The 18,605-nt window shown below is 39.4% G+C and carries 14 protein-coding genes; 3 read left to right on the top strand and 11 right to left on the bottom strand.

What is annotated here, in order from left to right; genetic code table 11:
- Positions 1 to 3: 3 nt before the first annotated feature.
- From murG to mraZ, 9 genes are all read right to left on the bottom strand, one after another.
- Complete coding sequence (gene murG / locus FRZ67_RS16515; RefSeq protein WP_147191249.1) at positions 4 to 1,131, bottom strand: undecaprenyldiphospho-muramoylpentapeptide beta-N-acetylglucosaminyltransferase; 1,128 nt, start codon at positions 1,129 to 1,131, stop codon at positions 4 to 6.
- Positions 1,132 to 1,391: 260 nt separating this feature from the next.
- Positions 1,392 to 2,675: an FtsW/RodA/SpoVE family cell cycle protein gene (locus tag FRZ67_RS16510; protein ID WP_192903878.1), complete on the bottom strand. Its 1,284-nt coding sequence runs from the start codon at positions 2,673 to 2,675 to the stop codon at positions 1,392 to 1,394.
- A gap of 5 nt (positions 2,676 to 2,680) precedes the next feature.
- Positions 2,681 to 4,081, bottom strand: a complete 1,401-nt coding sequence (murD, locus tag FRZ67_RS16505; protein ID WP_147191247.1) for a UDP-N-acetylmuramoyl-L-alanine--D-glutamate ligase — start codon at positions 4,079 to 4,081, stop codon at positions 2,681 to 2,683.
- Positions 4,082 to 4,275: 194 nt separating this feature from the next.
- On the bottom strand, positions 4,276 to 5,589 hold the full coding sequence (mraY, locus tag FRZ67_RS16500) for a phospho-N-acetylmuramoyl-pentapeptide-transferase (RefSeq protein ID WP_147191244.1): 1,314 nt from the start codon (positions 5,587 to 5,589) through the stop codon (positions 4,276 to 4,278).
- A 16-nt stretch (positions 5,590 to 5,605) separates the two neighbouring features.
- Positions 5,606 to 7,072: a UDP-N-acetylmuramoyl-L-alanyl-D-glutamate--2,6-diaminopimelate ligase gene (locus tag FRZ67_RS16495; protein WP_147191242.1), complete on the bottom strand. Its 1,467-nt coding sequence runs from the start codon at positions 7,070 to 7,072 to the stop codon at positions 5,606 to 5,608.
- Positions 7,073 to 7,241: 169 nt separating this feature from the next.
- Positions 7,242 to 9,320: a PASTA domain-containing penicillin-binding protein gene (locus tag FRZ67_RS16490; protein WP_225975373.1), complete on the bottom strand. Its 2,079-nt coding sequence runs from the start codon at positions 9,318 to 9,320 to the stop codon at positions 7,242 to 7,244.
- 110 nt (positions 9,321 to 9,430) lie between these two features.
- The gene (locus tag FRZ67_RS16485; RefSeq protein ID WP_225975372.1) at positions 9,431 to 9,835 is read right to left on the bottom strand and encodes an FtsL-like putative cell division protein; all 405 of its coding nucleotides are present in this window, start codon (positions 9,833 to 9,835) and stop codon (positions 9,431 to 9,433) included.
- A 163-nt stretch (positions 9,836 to 9,998) separates the two neighbouring features.
- Positions 9,999 to 10,940: a 16S rRNA (cytosine(1402)-N(4))-methyltransferase RsmH gene (gene rsmH, locus FRZ67_RS16480; RefSeq protein WP_147191238.1), complete on the bottom strand. Its 942-nt coding sequence runs from the start codon at positions 10,938 to 10,940 to the stop codon at positions 9,999 to 10,001.
- A gap of 30 nt (positions 10,941 to 10,970) precedes the next feature.
- Positions 10,971 to 11,432, bottom strand: a complete 462-nt coding sequence (gene mraZ, locus FRZ67_RS16475) for a division/cell wall cluster transcriptional repressor MraZ (RefSeq protein WP_147191236.1) — start codon at positions 11,430 to 11,432, stop codon at positions 10,971 to 10,973.
- Positions 11,433 to 12,002: 570 nt separating this feature from the next.
- Between mraZ and FRZ67_RS16470 the strand changes: the two genes are divergently transcribed.
- Positions 12,003 to 12,836 carry a rhomboid family intramembrane serine protease gene (locus FRZ67_RS16470; RefSeq protein WP_147191234.1) on the top strand — a complete coding sequence of 278 codons (834 nt, stop codon included), beginning with the start codon at positions 12,003 to 12,005 and terminating at the stop codon, positions 12,834 to 12,836.
- Positions 12,837 to 13,002: 166 nt separating this feature from the next.
- Here the strand turns inward: FRZ67_RS16470 and pbpC are convergent, their stop codons facing one another.
- Together pbpC and FRZ67_RS16460 are read right to left on the bottom strand one after the other, a co-directional pair.
- On the bottom strand, positions 13,003 to 15,312 hold the full coding sequence (gene pbpC, locus FRZ67_RS16465) for a penicillin-binding protein 1C (RefSeq protein ID WP_225975371.1): 2,310 nt from the start codon (positions 15,310 to 15,312) through the stop codon (positions 13,003 to 13,005).
- A 260-nt stretch (positions 15,313 to 15,572) separates the two neighbouring features.
- Positions 15,573 to 15,812: a hypothetical protein gene (locus tag FRZ67_RS16460; RefSeq protein WP_147191230.1), complete on the bottom strand. Its 240-nt coding sequence runs from the start codon at positions 15,810 to 15,812 to the stop codon at positions 15,573 to 15,575.
- A gap of 258 nt (positions 15,813 to 16,070) precedes the next feature.
- Between FRZ67_RS16460 and FRZ67_RS16455 the strand changes: the two genes are divergently transcribed.
- Both FRZ67_RS16455 and FRZ67_RS16450 read left to right on the top strand, forming a co-directional pair.
- The gene (locus FRZ67_RS16455; protein ID WP_147191228.1) at positions 16,071 to 17,048 is read left to right on the top strand and encodes a Gfo/Idh/MocA family protein; all 978 of its coding nucleotides are present in this window, start codon (positions 16,071 to 16,073) and stop codon (positions 17,046 to 17,048) included.
- A 10-nt stretch (positions 17,049 to 17,058) separates the two neighbouring features.
- Complete coding sequence (locus FRZ67_RS16450) at positions 17,059 to 18,483, top strand: sugar transferase (RefSeq protein ID WP_147191226.1); 1,425 nt, start codon at positions 17,059 to 17,061, stop codon at positions 18,481 to 18,483.
- Positions 18,484 to 18,605: the final 122 nt, after the last annotated feature.

The raw sequence follows: 18,605 nt of genomic DNA, 5'->3' as shown, positions 1-18,605 counted from the left end.
CTTTTATAATAAAGCCAATATTTCTTTGGCAATTATTTCATCTGCATTTGTTACAGCATACTTTGCAATATTTGTCTTTAGCTTTTCCTGCAAAGCTTCATCTGTTGCAAGTCTTGTAATAGCCCCAAATAACTTTGCATTCACCTCGCTGTCTTTAACCATTAATGCGGCATCCCTGTCAACCAAATATTTCGCATTCACCGTTTGATGATCTTCTGCTGCCAGCGGATAAGGCACAAATACCACTGGCTTCTTTGCCACACATAATTCAGCAACACTCATTGCACCCGCTCTTGAGATAACTACATCTGCTGCTGCATATGCTTTATCCATATCATGAATAAAATCATTAACCCATACATTTTTCGATGGCCTGCCTCGCTCTATAAACCTTTGTGCGGTTGCTCTTCCCGTTTGCCAGATCAATTGCAGATTTAATGATTCTAACTCGCTTACGTGCTGCGCCATGATCTCGTTAATACTTCTAGCACCAAGGCTTCCGCCAACTGCGAGAATTGTTTTCAGATTTGGATCAAGCCCAAAAGATCTGATAGATTCATCTCTTGTCGCGGTAGAATTTACAATTGCTCTTCTTACAGGATTGCCTGTAATCATGATCTTCCCTGCAGGAAAAAATTTTCCCATTCCTTCACCTGCAACAAAAATCTTTGTTGCATTCTTGCCGAGCATCATATTACTCTTACCTGCAAACGAATTACTCTCATGTATAAAAGTTGCAATGCCTTTGCTTTGCGCATACTTCAACACAGGAAAGCTTGAATACCCGCCAACGCCAACAGCCGCATCAGGTTTGAATTCATTAATGATATTCTTTACCTGCGAAAAACTTTTGATAAGTTTGAATGGCAGCGATATATTTTTAAACAAAGAACTTCTGTCAAACCCGGCAATATCAAGACCTTTAATATTGTAACCCGCCTGCGGCACTTTTTCCATTTCCATTTTTCCTTTTGCACCAACAAAAAGAATTTCTGCATCCGGTCTTTGGTTCCTGATCGCGTTAGCAATCGCAATAGCCGGGAAGATGTGTCCGCCGGTACCTCCCCCTGCGAGGATGATCCTTACCTTCCCGTTCTCCGAAGAGTTGCTATTGCTTTTGTTAGTCTCCATTAATCCCCATCCCTAAAAGGGAAGTCTCTTTATTATTTTGTTACAAACTTTTGTTCTTTATGCACCGCCTGTTGTGTCACTCACTTGTACGTTCGGAACATTTAGTGAACAACGAACGGTGAACAATAAAATAGAAACTCTTTGCCTATTGCCTCTCTTTACCTTGTTGGCTTGTTGCCTTTCTTCCCTCAGTACAAGAGTGCGACGCAACGAAAGTTTAATATTTATTCTTAAGCATGGCTCAAAAAATATATAAGCACTTATGCATTTACTGTCGATTCTTGTTGTTCGCTTTCAGTTGCTTTCCCTTCCATTTGTTCTAAGTTTCTTGCAACACTCAACACAATACCGATAGATGCGCAGGTAAACAAAAACGAGCTACCGCCCATACTTACCAACGGCAACGTAACACCCGTAACAGGAATGAGGTTTACACCTACCGCCATGTTTGCAATGGCTTGAATGACCAGCGTAAAACTCAATGCCAGTGCGAGGAAAGCGCCAAACGCATAAGGGCATCTTCTGAAAATTCTTATACACCGAAACAGGAAAACGAGATACAGAAAAATGATAACGACACCACCAAACAATCCATACTCCTCGATGATGATGGGATAGATGGAATCGTTATAAGCCTGTGGCAAATAATTGCGTTGTAAACTATTGCCCGGCCCACGACCAAATAATATACCACCATTTGCTATTGCAATATTTTGTTGCTGCACCTGGTATGGAATTTCTGTATCGCCTGCATAAATAAAATCCTGAACACGGCTAACCCATGTACCAAACCTTCCTACAGAAGTTAATGATGATTCAGATGCCTTTGTGTTATCTGTTTTATCAGCATCATATGTTGTGACAGCCACACTTACGATGATGAGAATCGGTATCATTGCAACTGCTATCACCAGCAGTATATGCTTAAAATTTACACGACCGATGAACATGAGCAACAATGATGTGGCACCTGTAAGCAATGCATTTGACAAATTCGCCGGCATGATCAATGCACAGGTGATGCAAACAGGAATAATGATCGGCAGAAATCCTTTTTTGAAATCCTTTATATCTTTTTGTTTGCGGCTTAACTGTCTCGATATATACATGAACAAAGCCAGCTTCGCAAAATCACTTGTTTGAATAGTAAGATTGATAACAGGGACTTTTATCCAGCGGCTTGCATCATTTACTTCTACACCAAACAATAAAGTATACAATAAGAGCGGAACTGATATGAGGTATAAGATCAGCGATACTCTTGAATAAATTGTATAATTAACACGGTGCAGAAAATAAACAACCGCTAAGCCAAGTACAATAAATGATAATTGCCTGAACAGATACACTTCAGTATTTCCTTTATACATCTTATATGCCAAAGAGCCAGTAGCACTATACACTACAAGCAGCGAAGTGATAGCAAGCATTACAACAATGCCCCAGATATATTTATCTCCGCGGGTACGTGTAAGCAAACGTCCACCTGCACCTTCTACAGAAGGCATTTGAGAGAAAAATTTATCTGCCGCTTCGTTGAACATTTAATTTATAATTCTTTTACTGCATCCTTAAATTGCTTCCCGCGGTCTTCATAATTTTTAAAGAGATCAAAGCTTGCACATGCAGGGCTTAATAACACTACATCTCCTTTTTCTGCTAAACGGAAAGATTGCTTTACACAATCAATCGCATTGTCTGTATCCAATACTGGTGCTATCATTCTGAAGGCCTCATGAATCTTTGTATTATCAATTCCCAAACAAACTATTGCTTTTACTTTCTCTCTAACCAATTCTTCAATCTCACTGTAATCATTGCCTTTGTCAACGCCTCCAAGAATAAGCACGGTAGGTTTTCTCATACTCTCCAAAGCATACCAGGTACTATTCATATTTGTGGCCTTACTATCATTAATGAATTCCACACCACGCACAGTTGCCACATGTTCCATCCTGTGTTCAAGGCTGTGAAAGTCAGCCATAGAATCACGTATCCTTTCCTTCCGTATGCCAAGCGTGGCGGTTGCAATACCTGCTGCCATTGTGTTATACTGGTTGTGTTTACCCTTTAATGCAAAATCATAGATACTCATGCTCATACGTTCTTCCTGTACTTTCAGCATCATCTGGTCGCCTTTTATCCAGGCTCCTTTGTTTAATTCTTGTCTCATAGAAAATGGCAATGGGTTAGTTTGGAGATTTATGTTTTCTAAATGTTTCGTGATCACTTCATCGTCTAAACAATAAATGAAATAATCTTCCTGCTGTTGGTTTTCAATGATCTTAAACTTGCTGTTGATATAATTTTCAAATTTGTAATCGTACCTGTCTAAATGATCTTCTGTTATGTTTAAGAGTATTGCTATATCCGGCCTGAAATCTTTTATATCGTCTAATTGAAATGAACTTATTTCTGCTACATACAATGGCTTTGGATCTTCTGCAACTTGTTTCGCAAACGAATAACCGATGTTGCCAACCAATGCACAATCAAGACCAGCCGATTTACAGATGTGATAAATGAGAGATGTTGTTGTGCTTTTACCATTACTGCCGGTGATTGCAACAATTTTACTATCACCTTTAAAACGATATGCCAGCTCTATCTCGCTGATCATAGGAATTCCTTTTGCTCTTATCTTTTTCACGAGTTCATTCTTTTCAGGAATACCGGGACTCTTCACTATTTCATCTGCGCTCAGAATTTTTTCTGTTGTATGTCCGCCTTCTTCAAAATCAATTCCATTGTCAATGAGCTCTTGTTTATAATTTGCTTTCAACATCCCGCCATCGCTTACAAAAACATCGTACCCTTTTTGTTTTCCTAACAATGCTGCACCAACACCGCTTTCCCCCGAACCAAGAATAACAAGACGTTGACGCCCCCCCGCCCCTAAAGGGGAGCTTTGGAGAACATCAGCATTTTTATTTGTTCCATTGTTTGCCACTTGTTATTCTATTTATACCAGCTTTTGTTCTTTACTCATCTTCGTTGTGTCACTCACTTGTACGCTTTATTCTTTTTTGAGCTGAATAAAGATTATCAGTACAAGAGTGCGACGCAACGAAAGCTTAATGCTTATTCAATTGCTTAGTACATAATATTCCTTCTATTCTATCCTCCCTTTATGGGCAGGGCTTCTTATCTTATCTTCAACGTAAGTATAGATGCGATTACAAGCAATATGGTAATGATCCAAAAACGTACTGCTATTTTGCTTTCGTGAAATCCTTTCTTTTGATAATGATGATGCAGCGGACTCATTAAAAATATTCTTCTGCCTTCGCCGTATTTCTTCTTTGTGTATTTGAAATAACTAACCTGTAAAACCACGCTTAAATTTTCTACGAGAAATATGCCGCAGAAAATTGGTATCAATAATTCTTTGCGTACAATGATTGCGAGTGATGCGATGATACCTCCGAGTGCAAGACTTCCAGTATCACCCATGAAAACCTGCGCCGGATAAGCATTGTACCAGAGAAAGCCGATGCAACCACCAACAAACGCGCCGACAAAAATCGAGAGCTCACCAAGGTTTGGTATATACATTACGTTGAGGTAATCTGCAAAAACATAGTTACCACTTACGTACACAAATATGCCCAAAGCCGCACCAATAATGGCACTCACGCCCCCAGCCAATCCATCAAGACCATCTGTTAAGTTGGCACCATTCGATACTGCAGTTATGATGAATGTTACGATGATGATGTAAACGATCCATGTATAAGCTTCTGCGCCCGGACCGATCCAGCTAATGAGTTGCGCATAATTGAACTCATGATTTTTTACAAATGGAATAGTTGTGATTGGGGTATGCACTCTTGCAAACTTTCTGTCAACTCCATCAATTTTCCTTGTGATAACATTTGTATCTGAGTTAGTGTTAGCTCCTGCAACTATTGGCGCTACAGTACTATCATTGATGATCTCTCTTTCCATTACAACAGAATCATTAAAATAAAGCGTTGCGCCAATAATAATTCCCAAACCTATCTGACCAATTATTTTTGAAACACCCGCTAAACCATCACTGTCTTTTTTCTGATACTTTTCTCCGCTGGCCTGTGCTTTCTTTCTCGCTTTGATCTTAAAGTAATCATCAAGGAAACCAATGATACCAAGCCATACCGTGCAGAGCAACATCAGGCGGACATACACTTTATCAAGATCTGCGAACAACAATGTTGGAATAAGTATTGACAAAAGAATAATGATACCGCCCATTGTTGGCGTTCCTTTCTTTTCATTCTGACCGGCAAGACCAAGATCACGAACAGATTCTCCGATCTGTTTGCGCTTAAGAAAGTTGATCATGCGTTTACCATAAATCGTTGCAATAAGTAATGACAATACTACCGCCATAGCAGCCCTGAAGCTGATGTAAGAGAATAGATTTGCGCCACTCAAATCAAACTCTTTAGACAACCATGTGAATAGATAGTATAACATAGAAAATTATCAGCACTTATTTCTCCAACAAATCAAACATTTCTTTTAAGGTCTCCTTATCATCAAAGTCTACATACTGACCGTTGATAATCTGGTATTTTTCATGCCCTTTGCCTGCGAGCAAAATGATGTCTTCTTTATTCGCAAGGCTTACAGCAGTTTTTATCGCTTCTCTTCTGTCTGCAATAGAAATAGATTTTCTTTTTGCAGCACTGTTCAATCCGGCTTCCATATCTCTTAATATTTCTGCAGGATCTTCACTTCTTGGATTATCACTGGTAAAGATTGCTTTGTCGCTGTAATCGCAGGCTATCTGCGCCATTACAGGTCTTTTTGTTTTATCTCTCTCACCACCGCACCCAACTACGGTTATAATATGTTCGTAACCTTTTCTTAATTTCTTTATTGTTGTCAAAACATTTTCCAACGCGTCTGGTGTGTGTGCATAATCAACAATACCAATGATGTTGTGCGTATTGCTGATGATGTAATCGAATCTTCCTTCTGCGCCATTTAGCATACTTAAAATACGCAGTACTTCTTCGCTATTTTCACCAAGACAAATTGCTGTACCGTAAACCGCGAGAAGATTGTATGCATTGAATTCACCGATCAAACGGAAATGCACTTCTTTATCATTCACTGTCATGATTAAACCCGTAAGTGCATTTTCCAATATCTTTCCCTTAAACTCTGCAATGGTTTTTAAGCTGTAGTAATACTTCTTTGCAGCAGTATTCTGCAGCATTACAGTTCCACGTTTGTCGTCAAGATTGGAGATGGCAAATGCATCGCTGCCTAACCCGTCAAAGAACTTTTTCTTGGCTTTTATATAAGCTTCGAATGTTTTATGATAATCGAGGTGATCATGTGTGATATTGCTAAACAAACCACCTGCAAAATGCAATCCTGTTATGCGATGTTGTTCTATTGCATGGCTGCTGCATTCCATAAACACATGACTACAATTTTCTTCAGCCATCTGGTGCAATAAAGCATTCAAACTAATTGCATCTGGTGTGGTGTGTGTAGCTGGAATGATCTTGTCAACAATTTTATTTTCTACCGTGCTTACCAAACCACACCTGTAACCCAATTCTGTAAAGAGCTTGAAAAGAACTGTTGCAATTGTTGTTTTTCCATTCGTTCCCGTAACACCTATCAGCCTGAATTTTTGCGAAGGCTCATCATAAAAATTGTGTGCTATATAACCGGCCGCTTCAGATGAATTGCTTACCTGGATATAAGTAATGCCTTCTAAAACGGTCGAAGGCATTACTTCGCAAACAATCGCTGAAACACCCAATCCAATTGCTTTTTCAATGAAATCGTGCCCGTCAAATTTTTCTCCCCTGATAGCAATAAATACAGAACCCTGTGAAACTTTTCTTGAATCGATCTGAATATCATTTACCAATATATCGGTGGCACCGTTTACTGATTGTATCCTTACCTTATATAATATATCGCTCAGTTTCTTCAAACCCCCTCCTTACTCCCCCGGTGGGGGAGAGATTTTTTAATCTTGTTATGCTGTTGTAATAACATTTCAATTATTAATTCTTTACCTGGCTTTTGTCTCATAATATTCAAACCGTACAAGAGTGCGACGCAACGATGCCCCATAGATATTTTGTTGCCCGGTCCATAAATCAATTCAATTGTATACTTACCTGCTGACCTTGCTTAACAGTCTGTCCGGCTAATAATGATTGTATTACTACTCTTCCTTTGCCCTGCACATTTACTTTCAACCCCATGCTCTCACAGGCAAGCACTGCATCTTTCAACGTCATACCTGATAACTGTGGCATTGTTTTATTGCTGATAGCCTGTGTTTTTATAACCGGTTGAGTATCTCCTTTACTAACCATAGCATACTGTGCCTTCTTTGCTGATGAATCTTTATACTTTACACCAATAGTTTGCATGATCTCTTTTACATCTTTCACAGCACCGGCATATATATAATTGATACTATCATTTTGGGTAGCCGTTGCATATTGCATATTGTCTTTTATGAACATGCTGTATAAACGATCTGCCACTTCTTTGAACACAGGTGCTGACAACTGCCCGCCATAATGCAATGGTGCATGTGGTTTTGTTTTGATAACAACAATGCAGGTGTACTGCGGTTTGTCTGCAGGAAAATAACCCACAAAAGAAGCCTGGTAAATTCCATCATCGTAACCATGTACACCATCTGCAACATGCGCTGTGCCTGTCTTTCCGGCAACCGTATAAGGAGCATCTCTGAAAATTAATTTTGCTGTGCCCTCTGTTACCACTGCTTTCATGCAATTCTGTGCATCTTTTACAATTCTCGGTTCAACGATCTGCTCATTGATCACTGCTGGTTCAATTTGCCTGTACACGATACCATCACTCTGAATACTGCTTACGAGATAAGGGCGCACCATTTTGCCATTGTTGGCTATTGCATTGTAGAGCGTTAATGTTTGCATAGGTGTAACCTGCAACGCATAACCAAAACTCATGGTGATCATATCACTCAACCCTTCTTTATTCCTTTTTGTTTTTGCAATGCGTGGTTTTTCTTCGCCTTTTAAATCAATACCTGTAAGTGTATCCATCCTTAACTGGTGCAGGTATTTTGCAAACTTATCAGGCTGCGAACCAAAGGCGTTGTAAGCAATCTTACTCATGCCCACATTTGAGCTGTGTGCAAAACATTCTCTTACTGTCATTACAGGTTTAGGTGCACGTTCTGCATCATTTACATTACGCACACCAACAAATGCATTACCCGTACTGCCCACTTCAACCAGATCATTAATAGATGTTTTACCTTCGCTTAATACTGCTAACAATGTTGCAAGCTTTATAGTAGATCCTGGCTCTGTAGCGCGCAAAGCGTAATTATAATCTTCCCAATAAGAACCATCCGGTCTCTGACCAAGGTTAGCCATTGCTTTTACCTGGCCTGTCTGCGTTTCCATTACTACACATGTTCCATATTGCGATTCGCTTTGCACAAGCATTTTCATAAGTGCGTTCTCGGCTATTTCCTGGATACGGGTATCCAATGTTGTCACGATGTCTTTTCCATTCTCCGGCTCAATTTCATTTTCATTATTCACCGGAACTGCTACGCCACCTGAAATGAATCGCACCAAACGCTTTCCCTCTTCGCCTCTCAAAACTGTGTCGTACGTTTGTTCCAATCCTACTTTTTGTGCGTTTGCTCTTTCCAAACCAATTGTTCTGTAAGCCAGCAATTGATAAGGGTTCAATCTTATATTCTTTGTCTCTGCTATAAAGCCACTCGTATTCTTTCCTAACCTTACTAACGGAAACTGTCTTAGTTTATAATAGTCCTGAAAGCTTACTTTTCTTTTGAGTAAATAGTAACGGTCTTTCTTTTTATAACCAGTGCTTAATATTTTTTTGTATGCACTTTGTGTTTTGTCCTTGAATAAATCTGCCAGGCAATAACTTAATGAATCAAGGTTCCTGTAAAAAAGTTCACCATTTTTTTGTCTTAAACCATCTGCACCAAAATCTACATAAATGTCAAACTGCGGAACACTGGTGCTGAGCATTTGCCCATCATCACTGTAGATAGTGCCGCGGTCTGCATCTATAGGCTGCATCTTCAAATGCAGGCTATCACTCATTCCGCGCCACATGCTACCTTGTACCTGCTGGATGTAAAACGCCTTTACAAAAATGATTACGCATACAACTGCAATAGCTATATATGCCATGTATACCCGCCATAGTATGTCGCGTTTTACTTCCATCTACAAATTCATTTGTGGTTAGCAACCACACGTCCAGGTGCTTCAAAGGTTAAGTATGTTGGTTTTTCGCTTATCTACTTCGCAGATTTCTCATCAACAGTCAACCGCATGGGCTGTTCGGTGGAAATCTTTAAACCAAGTGGCGTAGCGGCCTGCACTACTTCAGTTTCACGGCTTTTAAAAATTGCTTCGCTCTTTAAACTTTTGTACTCGTACTGCAATTCTTTTACTTCTTTTGCCGTGCTGTTAATATCCCTGATAGTGTTGTCGGCCATATGCCCGTTGGCTATGTAGATCACTGCAAGCAGTGACAAAAACAAAAAGAAAACGAGGTTCTTTGTGATCCATTCGTAACCTATCCATCTCTGGAGCAGGCCTTTTTGTTTCGTTGTATGTTGTTTTTCGCTCTTCAATTTTTTATGTCGATATTTTTGATACCAGCTTTTGCTCTCCGTGGTATCGCCTGTTGTGTCACTCACTTGTACGTTCGGAAATCTTTTCAGCTACAAGCTTCGAGCCATGGGCTTCGAGCAAAGGCTCGCAGCTAATAGCTCACAGTTATTCTTCAGTACAAGTGTGCGACGCAACGATGTTTAATGCATGTACTAAAGCCGGGCTCAAAAATTTTCTCTTTTAATTATATCATATCCTTTCTGCTATTCTCAATTTTGCACTTCTTGATCTTGGATTTCTTTTAGTCTCTTCTTCTGTTGCAACTATTGGTTTTTTAGAGATCACTTTTAGCAACACTTCTTTTTCTTCCTGCACAAAAGGGTTTTCTATTACTTCATCAAAACCGCCTTGTTTAAAGAAATTCTTTACCAACCTGTCTTCGATAGAATGAAAGGTGATGATGGCTGCCCGTGCGCCAGGATTCAACACCTGCGGCAACTGTTGCAACATTTCTTTCAATGCACCCATTTCATCATTTACTTCTATACGCAGCGCCTGGAAAACCTGCGCCAAATACTTATTGGGATTGCCTTTTACCACCGGATGCAGCATTGCACGAAAATCATTTATTGTCTTTAGTGAAGACTGCTTTCGATTTTGCACGATATGCTTAGCCAGCGTTTTTGAATTGGTTACTTCACCATACTGCTCAAATAATTTATGCAGTTGCAGTTCGGTGTAAGTAAGCAAGACTTTTTCGGCAGTAAGTTCTGTGCGTCTATCCATGCGCATATCCAGCGGGCCTTCGAAACGGATGGAAAAACCACGTTCGCCCTCATCAAACTGGTGACTGCTTACGCCAAGATCTGCCAGTACACCATCCACTTTTGGAAATTTGTGGAGGCGGAGAAAGCGTTGCAGGTGACGAAAGTTTTGAGGCACAAAAACCACCCGCTTGTCATCGGGTAAATTTCTTTGCGCATCTGCATCCTGGTCAAAAGCGATCAGCGTTCCATTTGCACCAAGCTTTTCCAAAATGCCCCGACTATGACCGCCACCGCCGAATGTGCAATCAACATAAACACCGTTTGGTTTTATATTGAGCGCTTCAAGGCTTTCATGGAAGAGAACCGGCACATGATAACCAGACCCCGATGCTACATTTGAACCTTCATGCTTCTTTTCTTTCATCACTTTTGTTTTAGTGATTCAAATGTTACATCAGGAAAGACTGATCCCATCGCCTACCATTACATCCTGCGCAAGCTTGCTAAAGTCTTCCGGTGAAAGTTTATCAAAGAACTCTTTATACTCATTTGCATCCCATATCTTGATCTTATCAAGATCGCAGGCCAGTACAATATCTTTTGTAAGACCGGCATGTTCTTTTAGAGATGGCGGAAGTAACATTCGGCCCGCACTATCAATTTCCACTTCTGTTGCACCACCCAAAAAACGTTGCTTGAATTGGCGTACCTTGGCATCAAAATCATTCAGTTTGATCAGTTTCTCCACGATACTTTCCCAGGTTTTTATAGGATATAGCGTAAGGCATTTCTCAATTCCACGGCTTATAATGAGGCGATTTTCCCCCTCGGGCAATTGCTTTTTCAAGCCGCCCGGAAGCAGGAAGCGCCCCTTGGAATCGAGCGTTGCCTCATATTCACCAAGAAAACCAATCATTTACGCGTATTTAGGAATTATTACCATTAATTGACACAAAATAACACTTTTTCCCACACAGATAACAAAAATTTTATTTTTGAATTTGTCCACATACCTAAACGTGCGGATACATAAGACTGGCAAGGGTTTCGCTTGTTTATGCACTTTACCTGGTTGCTTTTAATGTGAATTACTGTGGAAAAACTGTGAATTATCAAGACTATGTAAAACGCAACTTCAGATGCTGGCCTCGCAAACATTTTTGTAACAACCAAAAGATTCGGCAGCGATATATAAGCAATCTAAAGCAGGTAAAGGAAAGATTGATCTTTTGAATCTCCCGGTATAAGAAATCTTCCGGCATACAAACCGACGTAACCGAAGATGTAGTCCGGGAATAGTTCAGCCAACAGGTTGGGCAGATATAAAGATTTGCGCAGTTAGTGAAAAATGGAGCAGTTTGAAGATGATAAAATGAAAATTAGTTTAAGTATCATTTAACTGTAGCACAGCTGAATAATTATATTATGATTTCTTAAGTTTGAACAAGACTAAAAATTATTGATCAATTCCTGCAACCATTAAACAATGGGAACGTTAGGCATCATAAGCATTGTAATTATTCTTGCAAATTTTCTTGTTTCCTATAAAGGGTTTAATGACCGCAATTTTTACAGCAAATACAATTTTGTTGTCGAAAATATTCTTCTCTATAAAGAATACCGGCGCATTGTAACATCGGGGTTTCTGCATATCAACTGGATGCATTTGATCTTTAATATGCTTTCACTTTATTTCTTCAGCAATAGCCTTGAAGCATCTATCGGGCCGGTTAATTTTCTTATCATTTATTTTGTTGGGTTAGCCGGAGGTAATTTGCTGGCACTGTTCATTCACCGGCTGGATGCAGCTTACAGCGCTGTTGGTGCATCCGGTGCAGTAAGTGCCATCATCTTTGCAACTATTGCCTTATCACCGGGAATGAGTATACGTTTCTTTATTTTGCCGATTAGCCTTCCCGCCTGGATCTATGGCCTGGCTTACGTAATATATTCTATTTATGCTATAAGATCAAGATCAAAAAATGTAGGTCATGACGCACATTTAGGCGGGGGATTAGCAGGAATGCTGGTAGCGCTGATCATGTACCCCGCTGTTTTTGCCTATAATTATATACCCATACTGCTTATTGCAATTCCGGCAATTGCGTTTATCTATATCATTATTACAAGGCCGGGCATTTTACTGGTAGATAGCTTTTTTTATAACAAGCACAAATTTTATTCAGTAGATCATAAATACAATTATGAAAAGAAACAAAAGCAGGATGAGTTGGATGAATTACTGGATAAGATAAATCGCAGAGGTATAAACAGTTTATCGCAAACAGAAAAAGAAAGGTTAAAAGAACTATCGCGATAAATATTTTTTAAATACCGGCCTGTAGCTTTTCATGGCAGCATCGTTGCGTCGCAATCACTTCATCAACAGAATATAAATTGAACAATAAGTGGTGCAACTATTTTTTGCAGCACAAGTGTGCGACGCAACAGAAGCTTAATTTATATTCTGAAGTTTGGTACATAAATTACTCATCTTTTTTCTTTTGCAAAATCTCAAAATGTCTTGTAACACTTTCTCCATTTTCATCCACAATAGTAAGTGTATGCAGGCCAGGCGAAGGATCAACAGCCATTTGATGGAACTGTGTTGTAGTGCCAATGTAAGTATCATCGAGATGCCAGAATAATTTTGCTTTATTATTGCGATTTGTTGCAGCAAATATTGTTTTCCCACGATTGCCAGATATTTCCAACGGTACATAAATACGTGCATTTTCATCGGGGTAAATAATGTCAACAGGTTTTATATTTTCATCAACACAATCGGGCATAAAAGGTGGCAAGGTTTTATAATCCCCATGTCGCTGTTTATAATAATATTCAACCGTTGGCGGCAATACAAACCATGAAACATGTTTCATATCTGCAGGAGACATACAATTTTCAGTAACACGATAATTGCCCGATGCATCAAGATGAATGATGCGATGATAAGGACATATTGCAGCTTTTGCAGCACGCTCCGAAACCATGAGCGTATCTACATCGGGGCAATCGGGCCCTGCTTTATAACCTGATTGATGACACACTGGCATATACATAAACCCGGACGCTGGTGGCTCAAACCATTTTGACGTTGGTAACAAACGAAATATTTCGAATAGGATTGGTGCCGCTGTGTTGATACCGGTAAGGTCAGGTCTGCCTTCGCCTGTGGTATTGCCCACCCAAACAATTACACAATACTTTGGTGTAAAACCAACCGCCCATCCATCTCGAAAACCAAAACTGGTACCGGTCTTCCATGCAATATGTTGTGCAGAAGAAAATAAACCCCATAAGCCTTCTTCACCTGGGCGCATTACTTCATTCATTGCATTGAATGTATTCCAGATAGATGTGTAATCGAAGAGTTGTGTTTGCTTTTCCGTCGACTGTCGACCGCCGGCAGTCGACGGAGTATACTTAGGCATGAACCAATCATCGCTATTCCATTTGTCTTTGTTATTGTGTTCATGAATATACATTCTTGCCATGCTGCTGTAAACACCAGCTAATTCATAAGGAGATATTTCACAACCGCCGAGTATTAAACTCATTCCATAAAAACCTGCGGGATTGTTCAATGTAGTAAAGCCACATTGCTTCAAGACATCATAAAAACGCTGATACTTGTATTGCATCAACATTCTTACTGCGGGTATATTTAAACTTCTTGCCAATGCACGATTTGCGGGAACAGCACCATCGTAACCAAGATCAAAATTCTCCGGCATGTACCCTCCAATTTGTGTTGGAATATCTGTTACAAGCTGCCTTGGTAATAATGTTCCTTCAGAAAGTAAAGACGCATACAACAATGGCTTCAAAGTACTGCCCGGGCTGCGTTTGGAAGCAAGCACATCTACATTGCTCTGCAATAATGAATCATCGGGAAGATAAACATTCCCGGTATATGCAAGAATGTTTCCTGTTTCTACTTCAACAATCATTGCTGCAGCATTATTAATCTGATTTCCTTTTAGCTGGTTATGATGCTGCAGAATAATGCTGTTGATTTGCCTTTGTAAATTAATGTCTACGGTTGTTTGTGCATATGTAAGGTTATTCGCATTTTTATTAGCAGCATAATCTTTCTTAAACCTGTCTAGTAAGTGCGGAGCCAATTGCGGTAAGGGTTTCGGCGCACCTGGCAATGGTTCAAGTTTTGCAAGACCGGCTGTTGTTGCATCAATAAATTTTGCTTCAACTAATTTATCCAGTAAGGAATTCCGTTTGCGCAATAATTCATTTCTGTTCTTACCGGGATGCACCAACGAAGGAGCATTAGGCAATACAGCCAACGCTGCTGTTTCACCCCAGCTTAAGGAAGAAGGTGCTCTTCCATAATAACGCCACGATGCCGCATCAAGCCCTACTACATTACTGCCGAATGGCGCATTGGATGCATACAATGCAAGTATCTCGTTTTTGTTGTAAGAAAATTCCAGCCGTAATGCAAGAATAGTTTCTTTGAGTTTATTCCATAAAGAACGTTCATTGTTTTGTTCATGCATGCGTATAACCTGCATCGTTAATGTGCTGCCACCGCTTACAACGGAACCATTTTTTATATTTTGTACCAGCGCCCTTCCTAAAGCAAGGGGGTCAACACCGGGATGATAAAAAAATCTTTTGTCTTCAAAAGTTGTAATGCATTGAATAAATTTTTCAGGAACATTTTCATCGTAAGGAAAACGCCATTGCCCATCTGCTGCAATAGATGCATTCAACAGCTGATCGTCTTTATCTGTAATTACAAAACTGGTTGGCGCAAGAAAAAGTTTCGAGGACAAACAAAGTACAAACCAAATAAGCAGTGCCACAGGAATAATGAACCTGATCTTTAATTTAGCCGAATATTTTTTTATGTAAATAAGAAGGTTGATGAAGCAATAATTATGCTTTTAAAATTCGGGAATTTTATAATTAGTTTAGTGCGTATTTCAAAAGAAGCGCAGTAATTAACATTTTTCTTTTTGCATACGGCTATCGTTCTTTTAGCATCAACTGTTGCGTCGCACCCTTTTACATTAAGAATAAAACTCAACAATGATCATTTATATTTTGAACATAGAAAGCTGCCTATCTTGGAAAGCAACTCTTCGTCTGCAATATTTTCATTCTCCCATTTATGTTCACTACGCTTAATATCGCCAATATTTTTGTCATCCAGTTTGGCATTAAAACAAGCAGGCATTCCGTTTTCAACGGGAAATAAATATGGAGTAGCTGTTACTGCATGTAATTTACCATTATGATAAAGTGCAAAATGTATTTCTTCCAGTATGCTCATACTTTTAAAATTTCAAATAGCTTGCCAACACACCATTAAATAATAATTTAAATTAACGTGTTACTTTTTATAGAATTATTGTGTATTAATTTGCCCAATGAACCTAAAGCTGAAGTGCTTGCGACGCAACAGGTGATGCCATGTAAAACAACAGTTGGTATAATGCTTCATAAAAAGGTAAGCTAATAACACTCATGAATAGTTCAAATCCAAAAGCTGCAATCTGCAATCCCTTATCTTTACAGGCAAATTTTTTATATGCTGAAAGTTGGTGTTTTTGGTGTTGGTCACCTGGGAAAATTTCATTTGAATAACTGGAAGGAAATTGAAGGCGTTGAGCTTGTTGGCTTTTACGATCCGAATGATGCAGTTGCCAAAGAAGTAATTGAAAAATACGGTTTAAAGAGGTTTGATGATGTAACCAGCCTGCTGGCTAAAATTGATGCGGCAGATATTGTGGCCCCTACCAATCACCACTTTGTTTTATGTGAAGCAGCTATACGTGCAGGTAAACATGTATTTGTAGAAAAACCATTAGCCAATACCATTGATGAGGGCAGGCAAATAGTAAAAATGGCAAGGGAAGCCGGCGTGAAAATACAGGTTGGCCATGTGGAAAGATTTAACCCTGCGTTCCTGGCTATAAAGAATATGAAACTGAACCCGGGTTTTATTGAAGTACACAGGCTGGCACAATTTAATCCGCGTGGCACAGAAGTGAGTGTGATACTCGATCTGATGATACATGATATCGACATTATTCTGAGCATTGTAAAAAGTGATGTAAAAAATATTTACGCCAGCGGTGTAGCGGTAATGACTGAAACGCCGGATATTGCCAACGTACGCATTGAATTTAATAATGGTTGTGTGGCCAACCTTACCAGCAGCCGCATTAGCATGAAACGAATGCGCAAGATGCGGGTGTTTCAAAAAGATGCATACATTGGCATAGACTTCTTAGAGAAAAAAACAGAGATCATAAAATTGCATGAAGAAGGTGATGTAAATGCTTTTTCTTTTGATCTTGAAACGCCGGGTGGAGGTACAAAAACGATCTCAGTTATAAACCCGGAAACAAAACCTTTAAATGCGATAAAAGAAGAGCTTGCTTCTTTTGTAGATGCCATTATAAATAACAAACCAACAGCCGTTTCAGAAATAGATGGCTTTCTTGCAATGGAAGTGGCGCATCGTATTTTGGAAAAGATAAGCACAAACAATATTCCCGCTTGATATAATCAGCATGCAAAACTCCCGGCCAATACACATAAGCACTTATATAATCAGCGATATTTTTGCATCCGCTATAGTATGGACGGGTATTGCACTGCAGCGAAAAATTCAACTGCAGGAAAATCCTCAAACGCTTACTCGCTTATTTACAGAAGATACTTATTTTCCCATATCTCTTATGCTTACAGTGTTGTTTTGGCTGGGTCTTTACTCCGTTATGGGTGCATACAACAAATCAGTGTACAAGAGGTCGAGGCTTACAGATTTCAACAGCAGTTTTATACAGGCTTTTACGGGCTCTATTATTCTTTTGTTTGTACTATTCATGAACGACAGCGAAAGAACTTATACCTATTTCTATACTACTTTCTTTTCATTGCTGATCTTTCAGACCATTGTAACAACTACAGGAAGATTTATCATTATAAGCATTGCCAAAAAACAACTGGCCGCAGGGAAGTTCTCTTTTAAAACCATTATCATCGGTAATAACCGCAAAGCCTCTGACGCTTTCAGGGAAATAAGAAAAAGTAACAGGGTTACCGGCTATGACATTATTGGTTTTGTATCTACAGACCCGGCACAAAAAAATGGGCTAACAAAATCACTCACTTGTCTTGGGGATCTTGCTTCGATGGAAAATATCATACATCAAAAACATGTGCAGCGTGTAATTGTAGCGCTTGATAAAAACGATGCAATGCTTAAAGAAGAAGTTATTAGCAGGCTTAGTGAAAAAGATGTGGAAGTAAAACTGGTACCAGATACTTATGAAATTCTTTCCGGTGCCGTAAAAACAGAAAATATATTGGATGCCGTATTGATAGATATAGATACAGGTTTAATGCCAGCGTGGCAGCGGAATATAAAACGTTTGATAGATGTTGCAGCTTCCCTTATTACAATGCTTTTGTTAAGTCCATTAATGATCTTTGCCGCTATTAAAACAAAAATTTCTTCGCCCGGCAGTATTATATTTTCACAGGAACGCATTGGTTACAAAGGCAAGCCTTTTATCATTCATAAATTCAGGTCTATGTATATGGATGCTGAGAAAGATGGCCCGGCGCTTTCTTCCGAAAATGATCCGCGTATGACCCCCTGGGGCCGGTTCATGCGTAAATGGCGAATAGATGAATTGCCACAACTCTGGAATATACTGACAGGTGAAATGACTTTTGTAGGCCCACGTCCCGAAAGAAAATTTTATATAGAACAAATAAATGCCCAAACTCCTTATTACCGCTATCTGCTGAAAGTAAAGCCAGGATTGACTTCCTGGGGTATGGTTCATTTTGGTTACGCTTCTTCAGTGGATCAAATGATCAAACGCATGAAGTACGATCTTGTGTACATAGAAAATGTTTCTCTGCTGCTCGATCTTAAGATAATGGTATACACATTAAAGATCATTTTTTCCGGGAAAGGAAAATAAAGTCAATGTGCAAATGTGAGCATATGAAGATGTGTACATGAAATACAAGTACAAAATTATTTACCCAACTACTGTACTTCTTTTAGGCTTTCGTTGTGTCACTCACTTGTACGTTTGGAACA

It is taken from the genome of Panacibacter ginsenosidivorans (assembly GCF_007971225.1).
GTDB lineage: Bacteria > Bacteroidota > Bacteroidia > Chitinophagales > Chitinophagaceae > Panacibacter > Panacibacter ginsenosidivorans.
Note: the sequence above shows the minus strand (reverse complement) of the source record. Positions and strands in the feature narration are given on the sequence as shown.